This is a genomic window from Aestuariivirga litoralis (genome assembly GCF_003234965.1).
Classification (GTDB): Bacteria; Pseudomonadota; Alphaproteobacteria; order Rhizobiales; family Aestuariivirgaceae; genus Aestuariivirga; species Aestuariivirga litoralis.
Genome location: NZ_QKVK01000003.1, coordinates 175,535 through 197,920, shown reverse-complemented (window position 1 = coordinate 197,920; position 22,386 = coordinate 175,535). Strand labels below are relative to the sequence as shown.

Annotated in this window: 20 protein-coding genes; 12 read left to right on the top strand and 8 right to left on the bottom strand. The window is 66.4% G+C overall.

Annotated elements, in window-relative coordinates; all coding sequences use genetic code 11:
* Positions 1-7 precede the first annotated feature (7 nt).
* From DK847_RS08195 to DK847_RS08170, 6 genes are all read left to right on the top strand, one after another.
* The gene (locus DK847_RS08195) at positions 8-1,543 is read left to right on the top strand and encodes an ammonium transporter (RefSeq protein ID WP_111197641.1); all 1,536 of its coding nucleotides are present in this window, start codon (positions 8-10) and stop codon (positions 1,541-1,543) included.
* Between the two features lie 155 nt (positions 1,544-1,698).
* On the top strand, positions 1,699-4,293 hold the full coding sequence (locus DK847_RS08190; protein ID WP_111197639.1) for a DNA translocase FtsK: 2,595 nt from the start codon (positions 1,699-1,701) through the stop codon (positions 4,291-4,293).
* Between the two features lie 112 nt (positions 4,294-4,405).
* Complete coding sequence (locus DK847_RS08185; RefSeq protein WP_111197637.1) at positions 4,406-5,053, top strand: LolA family protein; 648 nt, start codon at positions 4,406-4,408, stop codon at positions 5,051-5,053.
* A gap of 117 nt (positions 5,054-5,170) precedes the next feature.
* Entirely contained in the window at positions 5,171-5,812 is a 642-nt protein-coding gene (locus DK847_RS08180) for a 2'-5' RNA ligase family protein (RefSeq protein ID WP_111197636.1), read from the top strand.
* Position 5,813: 1 nt separating this feature from the next.
* Positions 5,814-6,746, top strand: a complete 933-nt coding sequence (locus DK847_RS08175) for an HAD family hydrolase (RefSeq protein WP_204508277.1) — start codon at positions 5,814-5,816, stop codon at positions 6,744-6,746.
* 43 nt (positions 6,747-6,789) lie between these two features.
* The gene (locus DK847_RS08170) at positions 6,790-7,599 is read left to right on the top strand and encodes an exodeoxyribonuclease III (RefSeq protein ID WP_111197633.1); all 810 of its coding nucleotides are present in this window, start codon (positions 6,790-6,792) and stop codon (positions 7,597-7,599) included.
* Here DK847_RS08170 and DK847_RS08165 read toward each other — a convergent pair whose 3' ends face one another.
* The gene (locus tag DK847_RS08165; protein WP_111197631.1) at positions 7,600-8,067 is read right to left on the bottom strand and encodes a Crp/Fnr family transcriptional regulator; all 468 of its coding nucleotides are present in this window, start codon (positions 8,065-8,067) and stop codon (positions 7,600-7,602) included.
* 96 nt (positions 8,068-8,163) lie between these two features.
* Positions 8,164-8,850 carry a response regulator transcription factor gene (locus tag DK847_RS08160; RefSeq protein ID WP_111197629.1) on the bottom strand — a complete coding sequence of 229 codons (687 nt, stop codon included), beginning with the start codon at positions 8,848-8,850 and terminating at the stop codon, positions 8,164-8,166.
* Between the two features lie 107 nt (positions 8,851-8,957).
* Here DK847_RS08160 and DK847_RS08155 point away from each other — a divergent pair, with 107 nt between their 5' ends.
* Complete coding sequence (locus DK847_RS08155; RefSeq protein ID WP_245414557.1) at positions 8,958-9,482, top strand: L,D-transpeptidase family protein; 525 nt, start codon at positions 8,958-8,960, stop codon at positions 9,480-9,482.
* 156 nt (positions 9,483-9,638) lie between these two features.
* On the opposite strand, the gene DK847_RS08150 is transcribed toward DK847_RS08155, so the two are convergent.
* Positions 9,639-10,298: a YggS family pyridoxal phosphate-dependent enzyme gene (locus tag DK847_RS08150; RefSeq protein ID WP_111197626.1), complete on the bottom strand. Its 660-nt coding sequence runs from the start codon at positions 10,296-10,298 to the stop codon at positions 9,639-9,641.
* A 108-nt stretch (positions 10,299-10,406) separates the two neighbouring features.
* Between DK847_RS08150 and leuS the strand changes: the two genes are divergently transcribed.
* The 4 genes from leuS to DK847_RS08130 all read left to right on the top strand — a co-directional run bounded on the left by leuS (position 10,407) and on the right by DK847_RS08130 (position 15,042).
* Entirely contained in the window at positions 10,407-12,980 is a 2,574-nt protein-coding gene (gene leuS, locus DK847_RS08145) for a leucine--tRNA ligase (protein WP_111197624.1), read from the top strand.
* Positions 12,980-13,486: an LPS assembly lipoprotein LptE gene (gene lptE / locus DK847_RS08140; protein WP_111197622.1), complete on the top strand. Its 507-nt coding sequence runs from the start codon at positions 12,980-12,982 to the stop codon at positions 13,484-13,486. Before leuS ends, lptE begins: the two co-directional genes overlap by 1 nt.
* A complete protein-coding gene (gene holA / locus DK847_RS08135) occupies positions 13,483-14,520 on the top strand; it encodes a DNA polymerase III subunit delta (protein WP_111197620.1) in 1,038 nt (345 codons plus the stop codon). Before lptE ends, holA begins: the two co-directional genes overlap by 4 nt.
* A gap of 63 nt (positions 14,521-14,583) precedes the next feature.
* A complete protein-coding gene (locus DK847_RS08130; protein WP_111197618.1) occupies positions 14,584-15,042 on the top strand; it encodes a hypothetical protein in 459 nt (152 codons plus the stop codon).
* Here the strand turns inward: DK847_RS08130 and DK847_RS08125 are convergent.
* The 4 genes from DK847_RS08125 to argH all read right to left on the bottom strand — a co-directional run bounded on the left by DK847_RS08125 (position 15,036) and on the right by argH (position 20,428).
* The gene (locus tag DK847_RS08125; RefSeq protein WP_111197616.1) at positions 15,036-17,576 is read right to left on the bottom strand and encodes a TIGR02302 family protein; all 2,541 of its coding nucleotides are present in this window, start codon (positions 17,574-17,576) and stop codon (positions 15,036-15,038) included. The genes DK847_RS08130 and DK847_RS08125 overlap by 7 nt on opposite strands.
* An 81-nt stretch (positions 17,577-17,657) precedes the next feature.
* Complete coding sequence (lysA, locus tag DK847_RS08120) at positions 17,658-18,929, bottom strand: diaminopimelate decarboxylase (protein WP_111197615.1); 1,272 nt, start codon at positions 18,927-18,929, stop codon at positions 17,658-17,660.
* A 1-nt stretch (position 18,930) separates the two neighbouring features.
* Entirely contained in the window at positions 18,931-19,038 is a 108-nt protein-coding gene (gene lptM, locus DK847_RS20915) for an LPS translocon maturation chaperone LptM (protein ID WP_245414556.1), read from the bottom strand.
* Positions 19,039-19,045: 7 nt separating this feature from the next.
* Positions 19,046-20,428, bottom strand: a complete 1,383-nt coding sequence (argH, locus tag DK847_RS08115; RefSeq protein WP_111197613.1) for an argininosuccinate lyase — start codon at positions 20,426-20,428, stop codon at positions 19,046-19,048.
* A gap of 35 nt (positions 20,429-20,463) precedes the next feature.
* Here argH and DK847_RS08110 point away from each other — a divergent pair, with 35 nt between their 5' ends.
* Positions 20,464-21,108 carry a TlpA family protein disulfide reductase gene (locus DK847_RS08110; RefSeq protein WP_111197612.1) on the top strand — a complete coding sequence of 215 codons (645 nt, stop codon included), beginning with the start codon at positions 20,464-20,466 and terminating at the stop codon, positions 21,106-21,108.
* A 283-nt stretch (positions 21,109-21,391) separates the two neighbouring features.
* On the opposite strand, the gene DK847_RS08105 is transcribed toward DK847_RS08110, so the two are convergent.
* A complete protein-coding gene (locus DK847_RS08105) occupies positions 21,392-22,267 on the bottom strand; it encodes a 3-hydroxybutyryl-CoA dehydrogenase (protein WP_111197610.1) in 876 nt (291 codons plus the stop codon).
* Between the last annotated feature and the right edge of the window lie 119 nt (positions 22,268-22,386).

The window sequence follows — 22,386 nt, the reverse complement described above, 5'->3', positions numbered from 1 at the left end:
ATTTCCGATGAATTCCACACCATTCACCAAGAGGCTGGTTCTCGCCGCGGCGGGACTTGGCCTCACGCCGCTGTTCGTCACGGCCGCTGAAGCCGCCGCCACCGTCAACAAGGGCGACACGACCTGGATGCTGGTCGCCACCTCCATGGTGGTGCTGATGACCATTCCCGGTCTTGCGCTGTTCTATGGCGGCCTGGTGCGCGCCAAGAACGTCCTGTCGGTGCTGATGCAGGTGCTGACCATCTTCTCCATCATCTCGATCCTGTGGGTGGTCTACGGCTACTCGATGGCCTTCACCTCCAATGCCAGCGCGGCACTCAACCCGTTCTTCGGCGGCTTCGCCAAGCTGATGCTGGGTGGCGTGACCACGGCCTCCGAGACCGGCACCTTCTCCAAGGAAACCAACATTCCGGAGCTGGCCTTCGTCATCTTCCAGATGACCTTCGCCTGCATTACGCCCGCCCTCATCATCGGCGCCTTCGCCGAACGCATGAAGTTCTCGGCGGTGCTGCTGTTCATGGTGCTGTGGTTCACCTTCGCCTATTTGCCCATGGCGCACATGGTGTGGTTCTGGGCGGGGCCCGACGCCTATACGCTGTCGCCCGACAATCTGGCGCTGGTCAGCTCACTGGTCGGCGAGGACAAGGCCAAGCAGCTGCTCGACGCGCTGGCCGCAGCCACCACCGACGAGGCCAAGGCCGCGGTGCTCGGCGAATATGGGGCGCTGGTGAACGCCGGCAACGGCTACCTCTTCAACCTCGGTGCGCTCGACTTCGCGGGCGGCACGGTGGTGCACATCAATGCCGGTGTCGCGGGCCTCGTCTGCGCCATCTTCCTCGGCAAGCGCGTGGGTTATGGCCGTGATCCGATCACGCCGCACAACCTCACCTTCATGCTGACGGGCGTCGGCCTGCTGCTGTTCGGCTGGTATGGCTTCAATGCCGGATCGAGCCTCGAGGCGAATGGCCTGACGGCGCTGATCATCCTCAACACCACCATCGCCGCGGCAGCGGCGGCGCTGGCCTGGACGGCGGGGGAATGGATCTTCCGCGGCCATCCCAGCCTGCTGGGCGGCGCCTCGGGTGCGGTCGCGGGCCTCGTCGCCATCACCCCGGCCTGCGGCTTCGTCGGTCCGGGCGGGGCGATCCTCATCGGCATCGCCGCCGGCTTCCTCTGCCTGTGGGCGGTGGTCGTTCTGAAGGCGAAGTTCGGTTATGACGACTCGCTCGACGTGTTCGGCGTCCATGGCGTGGGCGGCATCCTGGGCGCGCTGCTGACGGGCATCTTCGTCAACCCCGCACTGGGGGGCACGGGCGTCACCGACTACCTCGCGGCGGACACCTCCGTGGCGGTCGCGGCCTACTCCTTCGGCACGCAGATGTATGCCCAGGCCATGGCGGTGATCATCGCCATCGTCTGGACGTCGGTGGTCTCCATCGTCTCCCTGATGATCTGCAAGGCGGTCTTCGGCCTGCGCGTCAAGGAGCAGGAGGAGCGCGAGGGCCTCGACCTCGTCGACCACGGCGAGCGCGCCTACAACTGAAGCCGATCTCTGCTGGCAAGATCGCAACCCGGCGGGGGCAACCCCGCCGGGTTTCTTGATGCCCGCCTTAAACTGAGCCTTAACCACGGCCCGGCCAGAATAGGCTTAACCATGTGTTAGGGCCGGTGGAGTGTCTCCCCGGCGGAGGCTTTGTGATGGCGTACCAACCGTCCTACGACACCGACGACAGTGCGGTCCCCGCCGCCGTGCGGATCTTCCTCAAGCGCCGCCTGTTCGAGGTGGCGGGTGTCGTGCTGTTCCTGGCCCTGATTGCCGCCAGCCTGTCGCTGGCCTCCTGGTCGGTCGATGACCCTTCGCTCAACCACGCGCTGGACCGCACGGCGCGCAACTGGCTGGGTTACCCGGGTGCTGTCATCGCCGACGAACTGATGCAGTTCTTCGGCCTCGGCGTGCTGGTGCTGCTGGCCATCCCCATGCGCTGGGCGGTGGGTTTCCTCGCCCATGAAGGCCTGCCGCGGCCGCTGCGCCAGTCCTTCGCCTGGCTCCTCTGTGCCTTCTCCGCCAGCGCCACGCTGGCCGCGCTGCCCGCACCGGCGAGCTGGTCGCTGACCTCCGGGCTGGGCGGCAATGCCGGCGACGTCATCCACAATCTGCTGATGATGGTCCTGTCGGTGGCGATCTCCGGCTGGATCCCGACGCTGGCCACCGGCCTCTTCATGCTGGCCGTGACGCTGTTCTTCGGCCTGCGGGCCCTGGGCATGAGCCGCGCGGCAGCGGTGGAGCAGGCAGTGGCGGCACCCAGCCGCAGCCGCAAGCTGCTGCGTGCCACCGGCGCGGGGCTCGGCCTGGGCTTCGGCTATGCCCGTGAAATGTGGTCGCGCTGGCGCGAACTGCGCCGCGCCGAGGCGCAGTTCGAACAGCAGGGCGACGCCGATGACATCATCCGCCGCCTCGCGCCGCAGACCGAAGCACCGCGCCGCGGCAGGAGCCCGTTGACTGCCCGCATCGAGCCAACCTTCTCCGCCCGCCGCCCCGCCCCGCCGATGGAGGAGATGGGCGAGGACGCCGCAGAGGCTTTCGCCGAAGAGGAGGTCTACGAGGAAGACGGCTACGCAGCGGAGGCCGAATACGCGGAAGAGGAGGCCTACGAGGAGGAGGAGGAGGCAGAGGACGAAGCTCCTGCCCCCAAGGTTACCCGCACCCACAAGCCGCTGAAGCAGGGCAAGCGCCTGAAGAAGGACATGCAGCCGGGCCTCGGCTTCGGGTCGCGCCACGAGTATGAGTTGCCGCCGCTCACGCTGCTCGCCGAGCCGAAGCGCGTCGGCAAGCCCGCCGAACTGTCCGACGAGGCGCTCGAGCAGAATGCCCGCATGCTGGAGGGCGTGCTGGATGATTTCGGCGTGAAGGGCCAGATCCTCAAGGTGCGCCCCGGCCCGGCCGTGACGCTCTACGAACTCGAGCCCGCACCCGGCATCAAGTCGTCGCGTGTCATCTCGCTGGCGGACGACATCGCGCGTTCGATGAGCGCCATCTCGGCCCGCGTCGCCGTGGTGCAGGGACGCAACGCCATCGGCATCGAGCTTCCCAACGCCAAGCGCGAAACGGTGTTCCTGCGCGAGATGCTGGGTTCCGAGGCCTTCGAGAAGACCAACCTCAACCTGGCGATCGCGCTCGGCAAGAATATCGGCGGCGAGCCGGTCTTCGCCGACCTCGCGCGCATGCCCCACCTGCTGATCGCCGGCACCACCGGCTCGGGCAAGTCGGTGGGCATCAACACCATGATCCTGTCGCTGCTCTACCGGCTGCCGCCGGAACGCTGCAAGCTGATCATGATCGACCCGAAGATGCTGGAATTGTCCGTGTACGAAGGAATTCCCCATCTGCTCGCCCCCGTCGTCACCGACCCGCGCAAGGCCGTCGTGGCGCTCAAGTGGGCGGTGCGCGAGATGGAAGAGCGCTATCGCAAGATGTCCAAGGTCGGCGTGCGCAACATCGACGGCTACAATGCGCGCATGAAGCAGGCCGCACAGAAGGGCGAGGAACTGCACCGCACCGTCCAGACCGGCTTCGACCCCGAGACGGGCGAGCCCGTCTTCGAGAAGGAGGCGATGGACCTTTCCCCCATGCCCTATATCGTGGTCATCATCGACGAGATGGCCGACCTGATGATGGTGGCGGGCAAGGACATCGAAGGGGCCGTCCAGCGCCTCGCCCAGATGGCGCGCGCCGCCGGCATCCATGTGGTGATGGCAACCCAGCGCCCTTCGGTCGACGTCATCACCGGCACCATCAAGGCCAATTTCCCCACCCGCATTTCCTTCCAGGTCACCTCCAAGATCGACAGCCGCACCATTCTCGGCGAGCAGGGGGCCGAACAGCTCCTCGGCCAGGGCGACATGCTCTACATGGCCGGCGGCGGGCGCATCTCGCGTCTGCATGGCCCCTTCGTCGCCGACGACGAGGTGGAGAAGATCGTGGCGCACCTCAAGGCGCAGGGCGACCCGCAATATGTCGAGGCCGTCACCGAGGAGCCGGACGAGGCTTTCGGTGAAGGCGGGGTCGCGGGCGGCGAGGGCGGTGGCTCGGGCGATGACCTTTATGACCAGGCGGTGCAGGTGGTGCTGCGCGACAAGAAGGTCTCCACCTCCTATGTGCAGCGCCGCCTCCAGATCGGCTACAACAAGGCCGCAAGCCTCATCGAGCGGATGGAGCGCGAGGGGCTGATCTCGGCCGCCAATGCCACCGGAAAGCGCGAGATCCTGGTGCCGGGCGACAGCGCCCGGGACTGACATTTCCGTCATTTTCCGGCACTTGCCTCAAAATCGGCCCGTTCTTGCGGATAAGCCTGCCATGGCCTAGAAGACCGGGCGATTTGCGCCGCCCCAATCCGGAAAGAACAGGATGACCACACTCTTGCAGCTCTCGCGCCGTGCCTTCCTGGGAGTGGCCCTTGCCACGCTGGCCGCCCTTCCGGCCGCCGCCGCGGAGCCCATGAAACTGAGCCCCGAGCAGCAGGGCGCGGTCAACGCGATTTCGGATTACCTCAACAGCTTCAAGACCCTGCAGGGCGAGTTCACGCAGATCAGCCCGAAGGGCAACATGTCGCAAGGCATTTTCTATATCTCGAAGCCGGGCAAGATGCGCTTCGAGTACGCGCCCCCCAACCCCTTCCTGATCGTCTCCGACGGCACCTGGCTGACCATCAAGAACGTGAAGAAGGAAAAGGGCGACCAGTTCCCGCTGTCCCAGACGCCGCTGCGCCTGGTGCTGGGCAACAAGGTGGACATTGCCAAGGACACCAACATCCTCGATTTCCAGGAACAGGACGGCATGACCACCGTCACCGTGGAAGACAAGAAGAACACGCTGGGCAGCGGCCAGCTCACCCTCGTCTATGACCAGGCCCGCAAGGCGCTGCAGCAGTGGATCGTCACGGACGGCAAGGGGCGCAAGACCACCGTGTCGCTCGAGAACCTGCAGCCCGGCATCGAGCCCGATCCCAAGCTCTTCGTGGTCAAGATCAAGCGCGACAGCAAGAACGGGCCATAGCGCAAATCACCCGCCTGGGCGGGTGCCGACCTCCCCCTTCGTACCTGTCGGGCGCGCGTTGCGGCTTGCAGCCATCTTCGTCGCGTTCCATCCTGTGGTTGTTCACGGGAGGACGGGATGGATCCGATTGCTGTCAACGTGCTGATGGACCCCGACGCGGAGATAACCGCCAGGGCGCGGGCCGTGAATGCGCGGCTCCGGGCCGACTTCCCGCAGGGCTTCGCGCTCGACGATGACCATGCCCCGCATGTGACGCTGGTCCAGTGCTTCATCGATCGCGCCAGGCTCGCCGATGCCGCGCAGGCTGTTTCGGCAGCATTGCGGGACGCGGGCCCGGTCAACTGGCAGAGCAAGGCGACGGGCCTCTATGCCCTGAGTGACGGGAAGCTGGGGCTTGCCGGCATCGTCATCACGCCGACGGATGATTTCCGGCGCGTGCAGCAGCGGGTGATCGATGCGATCTCGCCTTTCACCACGCAGGCCGGCACGGCATCGGCCTTCGCACCCCGGCCCGACGGCGCGGCCGTGGGGCAGGCGACGGTGGATTACGTGAAGGGCTTCATCGGCGCCCGCACGGGGCAGAACTACAATACGCATCTCACCGTGGGCATCGGCACCAACAGCTTCGTCGAACAGCTGAAGGCCGAACCCTTCGAGGCGTTTCCGATGCACGCCGTGTCGGTGAGCCTCTATCACCTTGGCGACTATGGCGTGGCCCAGAAGAAGCTTCATCACCTGCATGATTGCCGCGACCGCTGACATGAGGGACGATCCGCTTCCGTCATGGAACGACTGCGCCGCAAAGCGCGCCATGCTTGCCTTCGTGGCGCGCGTGACGGATACCGCATCACCGGACTTCATCCCGGCACCCGAGCGCATCGCGGTCTTCGATAATGACGGCACGCTGTGGCCCGAGAACCCGGTGCCCTTCCAGGCGGCCTTCGGCTTCGATGAATTGCGCCGGCGCGCAGCGGCGGAGCCTGCGCTCGCGGAGTCGACCATGGTGCAGGCAGCCCTGACGGGTGACCTTGCCCCCCTTCTGGCGGATGGCTATGCGGGTCTGCGCGAGGTGATCGCACACAGCCATGCGGACATCACCACCGATGCCTTCCGCCAGTCCGTCGAAGCCTGGCTTGCAGCGGCGCGGCATCCGCGCTTCGGGCGGCGCTATGACGATCTCACCTACCAGCCGATGCAGGAAGTGCTGCGGATGCTCGAGGGTTCTGGCTTCAAGAATTTCATCGTGTCGGGTGGCGGCGCGGATTTCATGCGGGTGTGGGTGGAGCGCGTCTATGGGATTCCGCACGAGCGCGTGGTGGGGTCGACCGGGCAGACCTCCTTCGAACTGCGTGACGGCGTGCCGATACTGACCAAGTCGCTGGAGGGCCTCTTCGTCAACGACAAGCATGCCAAGCCCGCGGGCATCCACCAGTTCATCGGGCGGCGGCCCGTCATGTGCTACGGCAACAGCGATGGCGACCACGCCATGCTGCAATACACCACCATCGGCAACCCGCGGCCGAGTTTCGGGCTCATCGTCCACCACACCGACGGCGCGCGCGAATATGCCTATGACGCGGTGACGGCGAGCACGGGCAGGCTGGTCGCCGCACTGGCCGAGGCACCGGAGCGCGGCTGGCACGTGGTGGACATGAAACAGGACTGGAACACCGTGTTCAGCCCTGAGCGATAGTGACGGCTTGCCAGCCGCGCATCACTGCGGCTAAGGCAGGTGCATGAGCCTCAAGGTCGCAACCTGGAACATCAATTCGGTCCGTCTCCGCATCGGGCTGGTCACCAAGCTTCTCGAGCGCTGGCAGCCGGACGTGCTGTGCCTGCAGGAAACCAAGTGCCCGCAGGGCCAGTTTCCCTCCGGCCCCATCCGCGATGCGGGCTATGAGCACATCGCCGAGTTCGGCCAGAAGGGCTATCACGGGGTCGCCATCGTCTCGAGGCGGCCGTTCCTCGCCCAGGCGACGAAGCCCTTCTGCGGCAAGGAGGATTGCCGCCACATCTCGGTGACGGTGGCAGGCACGAAGCCCATCACCATCCACAATCTCTATGTGCCGGCAGGCGGCGACGAGCCGGACCCCAAGATCAACGAGAAGTTCGCCCACAAGCTCCAGTTCATCGACGAGCTCGAAGCCTGGTTCGGCAAGGGCTGCGTGCCCAAGGGCCACGAGAGCATCCTCGTCGGCGACCTCAACATCGCGCCGCTGGAACATGACGTGTGGTCCCACAAGGATCTGCTCAAGGTCGTCAGCCACACGCCCATCGAGACCGAGGGCCTGCTGCGCATCCAGAAGAAGGGCAAGTGGGTGGACCTGCTGCGCCAGCACGTGCCGGCGGACCAGAAGCTCTATACCTGGTGGAGCTACCGCGCCAGGGACTGGCTGGCGGCGGATCGCGGCCGAAGGCTCGACCACATCTGGTCGACCGCGGGCCTGGCGCCCAACTGCGGGAAGATCGACATCCTCAAGGAAGCGCGCGGCTGGGAGCAGCCTTCCGACCACGTGCCGGTGATGGCGAGCTTCACCGCCGCCTGATCAGATCGACTTGAAGGAGCGCGCCTTCTCGAATTGCTGGCGGGCGGCATCGAGATCGCCCATCACATGGTCGAGGCGGCGGGCCAGCACGTTGAAGACGGCCGTGCCGAATTCTGGGAACTCGCGGGCGACGCGCATGAAGAGTTCGCGGTCGATGCGCGCGGTGGAGACGGTTTCAACCGCGGTGGCCGTCACTGAATAGGGCCGCTCGCCGATCATCGCGATCTCGCCCAAGAGGGCCCCCTCGCCGGCCGAGCCCAGCGGCCCCGCCTCGGTGGAGGAAAGACGCGCCTCGCCGCTGAGGATCAGGAAGGCGGCGGTGCCCCTGTTGCCCTGGCGGATGATGAATTCACCGGCGGCGAAGCTTTGCCGGGCGGCGGAAAAGGCGAGGAGCTGCAGGTGCACGGCATCGCATTCCGAGAAGATCGGAATGCTGCGCAATGTCTCGACGTCTGCTCGAACGCTCATCAAACCCCGGCCTGACCCTGCTTCTTTTCGCCCCTAGGTTCTTTAATGTTCGTTTACAGGAGCGCGGCAGGGCCGCCAAGCTTTCGGGAAACGGGCCTAGGGGACGAGCTTGTAGCCGCCCCCCTCGGTGACCAGGATCTCGGCGTGGGAGGGGTCGCGCTCGATCTTCTGGCGCAGCCGGTAGACATGGGTTTCGAGCGTGTGGGTGGTGACCCCGGCATTGTAGCCCCAGACCTCCTGGAGCAGCACGTCGCGCCCCACGATCTGCTCGCCGGAGCGCAGCAGGAACTTGATGATGGCGGTTTCCTTCTCGGTCAGGCGGATCTTCTTGCTGTCGTCGCGCAGCAGCAGCTTGGCCGAGGGCTTGAAGGTATAGGGGCCAACCTTGAAGGTCGCATCCTCGCTGTGCTCGTGCTGGCGGAGGTGCGCGCGGATGCGGGCCAGCAGCACCGCGAAGCGGAAGGGCTTGGTCACATAGTCATTGGCCCCGGCATCCAGCCCCAGGATCGTGTCGGCCTCGGAGGCCTGGGCGGTGAGCAGGATGACCGGGCCCTTGTAGCCGTTCTTGCGGATAATCTTGCAGGCCTCGCGGCCATCCATGTCGGGCAGGTTCACGTCGAGTATGACGAGGTCGGGCGCGTCGGCCTTGACCGCCTTGACACCCGCCGTGGCGGTTGCAGATTCGCTGACGGCAAATTCGTCATGGAGGGAGAATTGCTCGATGAGCGTCTCGCGCAGCATGTCGTCGTCATCGACGATGATGATCTTCCTCGTGCCGCTCATCGCGCCCCCTGTGCCCCGAAGTCTTTGAAATCGCTTGCTCCGGCGAGGTTGAATGTTAGGGTGCCACATGGCCTTTTCAAGGCCGAAGTGTTGGAAAAATCGACCCCGTGAAAAGAACTGTCCAGACCATCCACGTTCTGACCCGCAATGCCAGGGCGACCACTGGCCTGCTCAAGGTGGGGGAAATGGCCTTTCCCTGCTCCATCGGCCGCTCCGGCAAGCGCTACCTGAAGCGCGAGGGCGACGGGGCGAGCCCGCGCGGCGACTGGCAGGTCCGCCGCCTTTTCTACCGGGCCGACAAGGGCCTGCCGCCGCGCAACCGCCTCGCGGCGCAGGCGATGCGGGACCATGACGGCTGGTGCGAAACAGTGGGCGATCGCAACTACAACCGCCTCGTCCGCATCCCCTATGCCACCTCGCACGAGACGATGAAGCGGCCGGACCACCTCTATGACGTTGTGGTGGAACTGTCCCACAACGAGCGGCCACGGGTGCAGGGGCATGGCAGCGCGGTGTTCTTCCACCTCCGCCAGCCCGATGGCGGGCCGACGGCCGGCTGCGTCGCCGTTTCGGCCCGCGACATGAGAATTATCCTGGGGATGATCGGGCCGAAGACCAAGATCCGGATTTAGGGCGGAGAGGCGAGGGGTCGTCCTCTCCTGCGCAGCGGGAGAGGAGGGGGCCCCAACGGAGCTGGGGCAGGTGAGGGAGCGCGCGCTCCGGCGTGAGCACCGTGCATCCTTCCCCGCATCTCCCGCCGAAGGGAGCGGGAGAAGACGAATCGCGTTCTAGCCGCGCGTGCCGAAGATCGCCGAGCCCACCCGGACGTGGGTGGCGCCGCAGGCGATGGCCTTGGCGTAGTCGCCGCTCATGCCCATGGAGAGCTGGGAAAGCCCGTTGCGGCGGGCGATCTCCGCCAGCAGGGTGAAATGCGGCGTCGGGTCCTCATCGGCGGGCGGGATGCACATCAGGCCGGAGATTTCGAGGCCGTGGGCCTCCTTGCAGGCCGCCAGGAAGGCATCCGCCTGGTCGGGATCGATCCCGGCCTTCTGCGGCTCACGCCCGGTGTTGACCTGGACGAAGAGCTTGCACGGCTTTGCCTGACGCCGCATCTCCTTGGCGATCTCGGCGGCGATCTTGGGTCGGTCCACGGTATGGATGGCGTCGAAAAGCTGCACGGCCTCTGCCGCCTTGTTGGACTGGAGGGGGCCGATCAGGTGCAGCTCCACGTCCGGCCAGGCCATTTTCAGCGCCGGCCACTTGGCCTTCGCCTCCTGCACCCGGTTTTCGCCGAAAACCCGCTGGCCGGCCTCGATCACCGGCACGATCTCGGGCCCGTCGAAGGTCTTGGAGACCGCGATCAGGGTGACGCCTTCGGGAGCCCGGCCCGCCGCCTGGGCGGCTGCCACCACCCCGTTCAGCACCTTTTTCAGACCCTCGTGGACCATGCCGGAAACTCCTGTCAGGACGCTGCTTTAGGCCAAGCTTGCAGGGCTTTTCAAGGACTGGTACCAGCTTGCCGCAAAGCCCTCCCCGTTTCGACAGGATGACTGCCCGTGAGCACCGAACGTTACAACCCGCGCGACGCCGAGCCGCGCTGGCAGAAGCACTGGACCGACAACAAGAGCTTCGAGGCCAAGGAAGATGCCTCGCGCCCCAAGTACTACGTGCTCGAGATGTTCCCCTATCCCTCGGGCCGCATCCACATGGGCCATGTGCGCAACTACACCATGGGCGACGTGATCGCCCGCTTCCGCCGGGCGCTGGGCTATAACGTGCTCCACCCCATGGGCTGGGACGCCTTCGGCATGCCGGCCGAGAATGCCGCCATCGACCGCGGCATTCATCCGAAGTCCTGGACCTACGACAACATCGCCACCATGAAGCGCCAGCTGCAGTCGATGGGGCTCGCACTCGACTGGAGCCGCGAGATCGCCACCTGCGATCCCAGCTACTACATGCATGAACAGGCGATGTTCATCGACTTCATGAAGAAGGGCCTGGTCGAGCGCAAGGTCTCGATGGTGAACTGGGACCCGGTCGACCATACGGTGCTCGCCAACGAGCAGGTGATCGACGGCCGCGGCTGGCGCTCCGGTGCGCTGGTCGAGAAGCGCGAGCTGGCGCAATGGTTCCTGAAGATCACGGCCTATTCCGACGAGCTGCTCTCCGCCCTCAACGGCCTCGACAAGTGGCCCGAAAAAGTACGGCTGATGCAGAAGAACTGGATCGGCCGTTCGGAGGGCATGCGTTTCTCCTTTGCGCTGGAAGACGAGAACGGCAAGGCGCTGGACGAGCGTCTGACGGTGTATACGACGCGCCACGACACGATCTTCGGCGCCAGCTTCTGCGCCATCTCCGCCGACCATGAGCTGGCCAAGCGCCTCTCCGAGAGCGATGCAGGTCTTGCCGCCTTCCGCCGCGAAGTGGCCGCACTGGGCACCTCCGAGGAGACGATCGAGCGCGCCGAGAAGAAAGGCCATGCGCTGGGCCTCTATGCGCGTCATCCCTTCCGCCCCGGCGTGAGGCTTCCGGTCTATGCGGCGAACTTCGTGCTGATGGGCTATGGCGAGGGCGCGATCTTCGGCTGCCCCGCGCATGACCAGCGCGACCTCGACTTCGCCCGCAAATACGGGCTGCCGGTGATCCCGGTGGTGGCGCCCAAGGGCACCGATCCCGCGACCTTCGAGGTCGGCAGCGAGGCCTTCGTCGAGAAGGAGGGTGACAATACCGTTCTCATCAACTCCGACTTCCTCGACGGCATGAGCGTGCCGGAGGCGAAGGAAGAGATCGCCACGCGCATGGAGAAGATGGGCATCGGCGAGCGCAAGGTGAATTTCCGCCTGCGCGACTGGGGCGTTTCGCGCCAGCGCTACTGGGGCTGCCCGATCCCGGTCATCCACTGCGCCGCCTGCGGCATCGTGCCGGTGCCGAAGGACCAGCTGCCCGTCACGCTGCCGGAGGATGTCACCTTCGACAAGCCGGGCAATCCGCTGGAGCATCACCCGACCTGGAAGCATGTGGACTGCCCCAGTTGCGGCAAGCCCGCCAGGCGCGAGACCGACACCTTCGACACCTTCATCGACTCGTCGTGGTACTACGCGCGCTTCTGCTCGCCCCATGCGGCGGAGCCCGTCGACATGGGCGCGGCCAAGTACTGGATGGGTGTGGATCAGTATATCGGCGGCGTCGAGCACGCGATCCTGCATCTGCTCTATTCGCGTTTCTATGCGCGCGCCATGACGGCGACGGACCACCTCGCCATCAAGGAGCCCTTCGAGAGCCTGTTCACGCAAGGGATGGTGATCCACGAAACCTTCCGTACACTGAATGGCGAGTGGGTGCTGCCGTCGGATGCGGTGACCAAGGACGGCAAGTGGGTGCATGCCCAGACCGGGGAACCGCTCGAGGTGGGCGGCGTCGAGAAGATGTCGAAGTCGAAGAAGAACGTCGTCGACCCGGACGACATCATCGCCCGCTTCGGCGCCGATACCGCACGCTGGTTCATGCTCTCCGACACGCCGCCCGAGCGCGACATCGAATGGACGGAAGCCGGTGCCGAGGGTGCCTGGCGCTTCACGCAGCGCATCTGGCGCCTGGTCAATGATTCGGCCGACTATGCCGGCGGCAGCGATCCTGCAGCCGCGCTGGAACTGCGCCGTGCCGCCCACAAGGCGCTCGCCGCGGTGACGGATGATCTCTCCTCGCTGCGCTTCAACCGCGCCATCGCCCGCATCTATGAGCTGGCCAACGCGCTGGGTGCCGCGCTCTCCGCAGGAAAGGCCGATGCGGCGTCGGTGAAGGAAGCCGCCGAGTTCCTGGTGCTGATGTCCGCCCCCATGATGCCGCACCTCGCGGAGGAGTGCTGGCAGGCGATGAAGAGGCCGGGCTTCGTGGTCGATACCGCCTGGCCGAAGGCCGACCCGGCCCTCGTCGCCGATGACCAGGTGACGATCGCCGTGCAGGTCAACGGCAAGCGCCGGGACGAGATCACGGTGGCCAAGGACATGGACCCCAAGGCGGTGGAGGCACTGGTGCTGCAGCTCGGCTCGGTGGCCCGTGCGCTGGAGGGCAGGCCGGTGAAGAAAGTGATTGTGGTGCCCGGCCGTATCGCCAATATTGTCGGCTGATGCCAAGGCTTTCCGCCATCCTCCTCACGGTCGCCGCGCTGCTGCTGGCCGGCTGCGGCTATCGGCCCATGTATGGGTCCTCCGCCACCAATCCGGGGGTGGCCGGCAGCCTTGCGGCCATTTCGATTCCCGAAGCCACCGACCGGCCGGGCCAGCTCATCCGCAACGAACTGATCTCCTCCATGCAGTCCGGCAAGGGGGAGGAGAAATACCTGCTCAACCTCACCACGGTGGTGGCCGACAACGGGGTGATCCTCAAGAAGCAGCCCGCCGTGACGCGGCAGGCCATCCTGATCACCACCGATTTCGTGCTGGTCGACCGTGCGTCCGGCAAGGTCCTGACCAAGGGCCGGACCTTCGCGCGGGTGCCCTATGACGTGATCCGCCAGCCCTTCGCCGACCTGCAGGCCCAGAAGGACGCCACCGAGCGCGCCGCCCGCCAGGTGGGCGCCGACATCCGCACACGGCTTGGCGCCTACTTCGCAAAGCAACAGCAGAGCTCATGACGGCCATCAAGCCCGCCGGGCTCGATGCCTTTCTCCGCAAGCCCGACCCCGCCATTGCCGCCATCCTGATCTATGGCGAGGAGGGCGACGCGGTGCGCGAGCTGGCGCAGCGGGCCGTCAGGAAGGTGGCGGGCTCGCTGGACGATCCTTTCACCGTAGCGGCCCTCACCGAGCAGGACGTCGCCGGCGATCCGGCGCGGCTTCTCGACGAGGTGCAGTCCATTTCCATGTTCGGCGGGTCCAGGGCGATCTGGGTAAAGGGGGTGGGTGACGGATTCCTCAAGGCGGCGCTGCCGCTGCTCGAAGGCAAGGTGCAGGGCAATCTGGTGGTGGCGGAGGCCGCCACGCTGGCCAAGAATTCGCAGCTCCGCGCCCAGTTCGAGAAGAGCCCGCATGCCCTCATCCTGCCGCTCTACGAGGCGGAAGCCGGCGAGATCGCCGGCATGGCCGAGCAGATCCTGGCACAGGACGGACTGAAGATCGGCCAGGATGCGCTGGCGCGCTTCATCGAGCTGGCTGGAACGGCGCGTGGCCTGGCCCGGCGCGAGGCCGAGAAGCTTGCCCTCTATTGTCTCGGTGCTGAACGGGTGAGCCTCGAGGATGTCGAGGCGGTTTGCGGCAACGACACCGGCTCCACCCCGGACGAACTCGCCGACGCGGTGTTCGGCGGCGAGGTCGAGGAGGCCGACCGGCTGTTCCATGATCTCGTGCGTGGCGGCCAGGATGCGGGACGGCTGCTCGGCGTCGTCCACCTGCAGGCGTTGAAGCTCGCCGAGTTCCGCCTCGCCATCGACCGCGGCGCCACGGCCGACCAGGTGGTGAAGCAGGCGCGGCCGCCCGTGTTCTTCCGCCGCCAGCGGCTGGTCATGGCGCAGCTGCGGGCTTGGGGCCTCACCGACCTCGTCACGGCAGGCAGCACGCTGTCGGCCAATGTGCTCGCCGCGCGGCAGAATGCCGAGCTGGCGCAGGCGATTGCCGGGCGCTGCCTGCTGTCGCTCGCCCGCAAGGGCCTGTCGCTGCGCCTCGACCGCTGAAAGCCTCCGCAACGCTGGCACAAGTTCGCGCTGGCAGGGTCTGGCGCAGGAGCCCCGCCGCGCATGGCCGACAAGTTCACCGACATCATCACCTATGTGCTGTCACTCGCGCTCGCGGCAGGCGTGATCGCCTTCGCTGCCTACAAGGTGACGGTGCTCGACGGCATGGAAAATCCGCCTGCCAACCTCGGCCTCAACTTTCCAGCACCGCGGCGCAAGGTGATCACCGACGCGCCGCCGCCGGTTGATCCGCTGACGACGCAATCGCTTCCCGGTGTCACCCGCGGCGGAACGCCCGAGGAGCGCGCGGCAGGGCTGCGGCATTACGAGTTGCTGACCGTCATCGACGGCGTCGCCTTCGTGGCGGTCAGCAGCGACAGCGGCCGGACGCTGCTGCCGGTCACCACCGGCAGCACGTTGCCGGGAGGCTATGTCGTGACGTCTCTTCGCCGGCAGAACGGGCGCTGGTGGCTGGCGGCCGGCAAGCTCAGGCTGCGCCAGGCGCAGCCGCCGGGTCAGTAGAGGCCCCGCAGCAGGCGGTCGATGTAATCGCGCTCGTATTTGGGAAGCCCCAGGTCACCGGCCCGCGCCCTCAGCATGTCGAGGATCTGGCGGGCCCGCTCCATGGCCTGCTCGGAGGGCAGCATGCCCTTTTCGGGGCCGTATTCCTCGCCGCGGCTGGGCAGCGGCCGGCCCAGCGGGTCACGGTCGTCACCGCGCGCCTGGCCGTCACGCCCCTGCGAATCCTGCTGGCCGCGGGACTGCTGCATCAGCTGCTCCGCCATGCCGCGGGCGCCTTCGCGCAGGCGCGACATGGCCTCGCCCTGCTCGCGCAGCGCCTCCTCGCGGTCGCCATCGCGCAGCGAGCCTTCAGCGCGATCCATGTTCTTGCCCGCCTGGCCGAAGGGCTGCGGCGCCTGCATGCCATTCTGGCCGAACTGCTTCATCAGCTCGTCCAGCATCTGGCCCAAGCCCTGCTGGCGGTCGCCCAGGCTGCCCATGCCCTGCTGGCCATCGCTGCCGGGCTGCTGTCCGTCCTGCTGGCCTTCCTCGCCCATGCCCGGCTGCGGCATGCGCTGGGTCTCATCCATCAGCTTCTGCTGCTTGCGCATCAGGTCGGAGAGCTTGTCGAGCATCTGCCCGAGCGGGCTGTCCTGGCCCTGGCCCTGGCCCTGCTGCGGCATGCCGGGCTTCAGGTTGCGGAGAATGTCCTCGAGCTGCGAAAGCAGTTTCTCGGCCGCCTCGTTGTTGCCGCTCTTCGACAGCTTGTCGATCATGTCCAGCATCTTCTGCAGGTCCTGCGGCGTCACCACCTTGCCTGGCTGCTGCTGGCCATCCTGCTTCTGGTTGCCTTCGGCGAGGCGCTTCTGCGCCTCCTTCATCATCGATTCCATGTAGCGGTCGAGGGCCTGCCGCAACTTCTTGGTGAGTTCGGCAATGCGCTCCGGCGGGGCGCCCTCGCGCAGCGCCTTCTCCAGCGCCTTGCGCGCGGCCTCGAGGTCAGCCTTGGCATCGGCCGAAACCCCGTCCTCGATGTTGACGGCGATCTGCCAGAGCTCGCTGATCACCGTGTCGACATCGGCCTGCGAGCCGGCGGAGCGCAGGCGCGACAGCGCCGCGGCGATGGCGATCTGCGTGCCGGAGCGCTCGATCAGGCCCTTCGGATAGGTGACGATCGCATCCAGCATTTCGGCCACGCCGCCCGCTTCCTCGGGATTGAGGATCAGGCGGCGGCGCTGCTCGATGAGGGCGCGGGCCAGCGGCCTGGTGAAGGCGCGCTCGGGCAGGCGGAAGGTGCGCTTGGCACTCTCGGTGGTGTTGCCCGCGGCATCGCGCGCGGTCAGGGTCATCTCGACCATGAAGCCGGCCCAGGGGTGCTGGGCCACGTCGGCTCGGGACTCGCCCGTCTCGTCCTGCGGCGCAGCGCGGCGCAGCTGGATCGCCAGCTTGGGCGGGTCGAACTCGAAGATCCCGGTATCGGTGAAGCCGACGCCGTCGTCCTGCTCATCCGCCAGATAGATGTCGGATGTCACGCCGGTCACGCCATAGTCGTCCGTCACCTTCCACTTGGCGATCAGCCGGCCGGAGGAATCGCCCTTCGGCGTGTCGATGATCTCGACCCCGGGGGCTGCATCGGGGATGAGCGACAGCCGCCAGCTGCCCAGCAGGCGGGTGCCGTCCGTGACCTCGACCACCGCCGGCCGGGTAAGCTTCACATCGGCCTGGAACAGGCCATTCTCCGTCTTGACCTGCGGCTTGAAGCCCTCGACCTCGGGGGCCGTGGCCGTGCCCTCCACGGGCGCGCGGAAGGTCAGCTTCGGTGCCTCGGCCCCGCTGATGCGCAGCGACAGCACGGAATTCTCCGGCACGTGGATCTCGGGCTCCTGCTTCAGCCGCTCGGCAATGGCGGGGCTGGTCAGCAGCAGGGGCGTCTTGCCGGTATAGGCGGGGGGCTTCAGCCAGGCATCCAGGGCCAGCTGGGGGGATGCGGCTGCGGTGCCCGTGGCAAGGCTGGCCGCCAGACGCTCGCGGATGCTGCCGGGCCCCAGCAGCAGCGCCACGGCAAGGCCCAATATGACCAGCAGGCGCAGGGCATGGGGGTCGCTGTCGCGCCAGGTGGACACGGGAAGTCCCGCCTTCAGGTTGTCGAGGCGGCGCAGCTGCCGCAGGCGGTGTTCCTCCCACAGCAGCTTCTGGGTGCTGTCGTTCACGCCGTCCGGCAGCTTGTCGTCCTGCGCCGAGACCGGGCGGTGGGCGAGGCCCGACCGCTCCTCCACCCGGCGCATGGCTTCCTGCCGGCTGGCCCAGCCGGCACGGAGCTGGCGGCCCAGTGGCACGAGCGACCAGAGCAGGGCCGCGGCACCCGCCGCCAGCAGCAGGGCGCGCAGCCAGGGGGGCAGAAAGGGCAAGGCGCCGCTCAGCACCGCCACAGCGGCAGTGCCGAGGATCAGCGCCGGCCAGAGCAGCACCGACCACAGCCGCTCGACGCCGAGCGCGAGGCGGGCCTGCGAGATCTTGCGGCGGAGACGGGAGCCGGTGTCGGTTTCATTGGCCATGATGCGGCCAAGCTATACCACAGATGGGGGCCAAAATGCGCCCGTCACCCGATCACAATCGTGACAGGCGCCGGGTGCCTGTCACTTCCGGTCCTGCCAGGAGGCCAGCCGGTCGAGGCCGATCAGGTCCTCGTAGCTCTGGCGGGGCCGGACCAGGGCCCATTTGCCGTCCTTGACCAGCACTTCCGGCACCAGTGGCCTGGTGTTGTAGGTGCCGGCCTGCACCGCGCCATAGGCCCCGGCGGTCAGGGTGGCAAGAAGGTCGCCTGGCTCAACCTTCGGCAGCCTGCGGCCCTTGGCGAGGTAGTCGCCCGACTCGCAGACGGGGCCGACGACGTCGGTCATCATGGTCTCGGTCGTGGCGGGCTCGGCCACCGGGATGATCTCGTGATAGGCGTCATAAAGGGTGGGGCGGATCAGGTCGTTCATCGCCGCATCCTGGATGACGAAGTGCTTGCTCGTGCCGTCCTTCACATAGATGACGCGGGAGACGAGGACACCGGCATTGCCGACGATCATGCGCCCGGGCTCCAGCACGAACTTGAGGTTCAGGTGGCCCAGCACCTTCTTCACCATCGCGGCATATTCGTCCGGATGCGGAGGAATGTCGTTATCGCCGCGATAGGGCACGCCCAAGCCGCCGCCCAGATCGAGGTGGCGGATGTTGTGGCCGTCGGCACGCAGCTCCTCGGTGAGCTCTCCCATCAGCCTGAAGGCCTTGGCGAAGGGCTCGAGCTCGGTGATCTGGCTGCCGATATGCATGTCGATGCCCGCAACGTCGATCGCCGGCAAGGCCGCGGCGCGGGCATAGACCTCGCGCGCGCGCTTGTAGGAAATTCCGAACTTGTCCTCGGCCTTGCCGGTGGAAATCTTGTGGTGCGTCCTCGCATCGACGTCCGGGTTGACGCGGATCGAGACGGCGGCGCGCTGGGCGACGCGCTTGGCGACTTCGGAGAGCAGCTCGAGCTCGGGCTCCGACTCGACATTGAAGCAGGCGATGCCCTCGCGCAGCGCGAATGCCATCTCCCGCGCCGTCTTGCCCACGCCGGAAAACACGATCTTGCGGGCCGGCACGCCAGCGGCCAGCGCCCGGCGCAGTTCGCCTTCCGAGACGACGTCCATGCCCGCACCCAGCTCTGCCATGGTGCGGATCACCGCCTGGTTGGAATTCGCCTTCATCGCATAGCAGATCATGTGGTCGGTGCCGGCGAAGGCCTCGTGCATGACCTTGTAGTGGCGCTCCAGCGTGGCGCTGGAATAGCAGTAGAAGGGCGTGCCGATTTCCTCGGCCAGCGCCTTGAGGCTCACGTCCTCGGCATGGAGCACGCCGTCGCGATAGGCGAAATGATGCATCTTACTGGGCCTGCTGGGGCTCGGGGGTCTTGGGCGGCAGCGGATCGCCCTTGATGCCGCAGGCGGCAAGGGTGAGCGACACCGCGACAATCAGGAGAATGGCTTTCATCTCGGGCCTATCCTTTCAGCAGCTTGAGCCAGCGCTTCGCCTCGCGCGCCACGTTCCTGGGCGACGTGCCGCCGAAGCTTGTGCGGGAGGCGACGGAGTTCTCGACGGTCAGCACCTTGTAGACATCCTTGGTGATGCGTTTCTCGACCGACTGCATCACGGCAAGCGGCAGCTCGGGCAGGTCGCAGCCGTGTTGTTCGGCCAGCGCGACGAGGCTTCCCGTCACGTGGTGCGCATCGCGGAACGGCATCTTCAGTGTACGGACGAGCCAGTCGGCGAGGTCGGTCGCAGTCGAGAAGCCGGAGGCCGCGGCCCTGCGCATCTCGTCCTTGTTCGGCACCATGTCCTTCACCATGCCGGTGGTGGCGGCAATCGCCAGCGACATGTTGTCGAAGGCGTCGAAGGCCGGCTCCTTGTCCTCCTGCATGTCCTTCGAATAGGTGAGCGGCAGGCCCTTCATCACGGTCAGCAGCGACAGGAGCGCACCGATGATGCGGCCCGGCTTCGCCCGCACCAGCTCGGCCGCATCCGGGTTGCGCTTCTGCGGCATGATGGAGGAACCGGTGGTGAACTTGTCGGAAAGCTTCACGAAGCGGAACTGGCTCGTCGACCAGATGACGATCTCCTCCGCCAGCCGCGAGAGGTGCATGGAGCAGATCGCGCAGGCCGACAGCGTCTCGAGCACGAAGTCGCGGTCCGCCGTGGTGTCGAGCGAGTTGCGCGTCGGGCGGTCGAAGCCCAGCGCCGCCGCCGTCATGTGGCGGTCGATGGGGAAGCTCGTTCCGGCAAGGGCCGCCGCGCCCAGCGGATTCTCGTTCATGCGCTTTCTCGCATCGGCGAGGCGCGAACGGTCGCGCGCCAGCATCTCGACATAGGCCAGCATGTGGTGGCCGAAGGTCACGGGCTGGGCGACCTGCAAATGGGTGAAGCCCGGCATGACGGTCGCCGCGTGCTGCTCCGCCCTGGTCGCGAGGGCCAGCTGCAGCTCCTTCAGCTGCTGGTCGAGGTGGTCGACCGTGTCGCGGACATAGAGGCGGAAATCGAGCGCCACCTGGTCATTGCGCGACCGCGCCGTGTGCAGCCTGCCGGCGGCGGGGCCGATCAGCTCCTTCAGGCGGGATTCGACGTTGAGATGGATGTCTTCCAGCGCCCGCGAAAACGTGAATTTCCCTGCCTCGATCTCGGCTTGCACCTGATCGAGGCCCTTTCTAATTTCCGCGGCATCGGCTTTCGAGATGATTCCCTGCTTGGCCAGCATCGCGGCATGCGCCTTCGAGCCTGCGATGTCCTGGCGGAACAGGCGCTTGTCGAACCCGATCGAGGCGTTGATCTCTTCCATGATCGCGTCCGGCCCCGACTGGAAACGCCCGCCCCACATCTTGTTGGTCATCGAAAATCCTTCATTCCGTCCGAGACAGCCTGCGCATGAGCACCGAAAAGAAGAAAACCAGCCCCCTGGCGCAGATTGCCGCCGGCGTCCTCATTCTCGCAGCGATTACGGGCTATTATCTGTATGAGGCCACAGGGCGCAAGGCCGGACCTGCGGAAACGCCCGCCGCCGCCGAAACGGCCGCACCGGCGGCCGGTCTGGCGAAGGACCTGTCGCAGGGCACGCTGGCGGCCTTCCTGATCCACCCCGAGCCGAAGCCGCTGCCCGACCTCGCATTCCAGGACGGGTCCGGCAAGCCGCTGACGCTCGGCGACTGGAAGGGCCGCGTGGTGCTGCTGAACCTGTGGGCGACCTGGTGCGCACCGTGCCGCAAGGAAATGCCCGACCTCGCGAAGCTCGAAAAGGAACTGGGCTCGGGCCAGTTCGAGGTCGTGGCCATCAGCGTCGACCGCAAGGGGGCGGAGGCCTCGGCGGCCTTCCTCAAGGAAACCGGCGTCGACAATCTCAAGCTCTACATCGAACCGTCGACGAAGATCGTCAACGACCTCAAGTCCGCTGGCCTTCCGGCCACCCTGCTGATCGACCGCGAGGGCCGCGAGTTGGGCCGCATCCTTGGCCCCGCCGACTGGGCGAGCCCGGAGGCGCAGGCGCTCATCAAGGCGGCACTGGCGCAGAAATAGGCAGGCCGCTGGGGAGGCCCAGGACGGCGTTTCAAAGTAACAGGTAGGGGGCTAGCGGCCCGGCCCGTTTGGCCGAAAAGCAATCGTTACAAAGCGCAGCAAAAGGCCGTTATCCACCCGAGGGCCGTCTTTCCGGCGAGGGGCAGGATCCAGCGTGGACGCGATCTCCCTATCCTTCATCTTGCGCGGACTTGATCCGCGCATCCTTTTCGGACGGCGAAAAAAGGACCCCCGGGTCAAGCCCGGGGGAGATGAAACAATGGGAGGGGTCCTGGTCCGTGGCTCAGCGCGTCGGGATCGGGGTCTCGCCACGGTAGTCGTAGAAGCCGCGGTTGGTCTTGCGGCCGAGCCAGCCGGCCTCGACATATTTCACGAGGAGCGGACAGGGGCGGTACTTCGAGTCGGCGAGGCCGTCGTGCAGCACCTGCATCACGGAGAGGCAGGTGTCGAGGCCGATGAAGTCGGCGAGTTCGAGCGGGCCCATGGGGTGGCGCGCGCCGAGCTTCATGGCGGTGTCGATGGCTTCCACGCCGCCCACGCCTTCATAGAGCGTGTAGATCGCCTCGTTGATCATCGGCAGCAGGATGCGGTTGACGATGAAGGCCGGGAAGTCTTCCGAGACGGCGATGGTCTTCTTCAGCGAGGAGGCGAATTCCTTGGCGACCGAGAAGGTCGCCTCGTCCGTCGCGATGCCGCGGATCAATTCCACGAGCTCCATCACCGGCACGGGGTTCATGAAGTGGATGCCCATGAACTTCTCGGGCCGGTCGGTGGCCGCCGCGAGGCGGGTGATCGAGATCGAGGAGGTGTTGGAGCCGACCAGGCATTCGGGCTTCAGGTGCGGGCAGAGCGCCTGGTAGATCTTGCGCTTGACCTGCTCGTCCTCAACCGCGCTCTCGATGACGAGGTCGTAGTCGCCGAAGCCTTCATAGGCGGGCACCGCCTTGATGCGCGACAGGGTGGCGTCGCGCTCGGCCTCCGACAGCTTGCCGGAGCGCACGCGGCGGGCAAGGTTGCCGTTGATGGTGGCGAGGCCCGCCTCGATGCGTTCCTTGCTCACGTCGTAGAGGCCGACGTCATAACCGGCGAGGGCGCAGACATGCGCGATGCCATTGCCCATCTGACCGGCGCCGATGACGCCTACTTTCTTGATCTGCATGATAACAATGTGCCTGAATTCGAATGCTGCCGGAGCCTATATCGCGCCTATTTGCAGGGCAAGAGCGTTTCGCAGTCGCAGCAATAGCACTTTAGATTGGGGATTTGCGACGTTTGCAT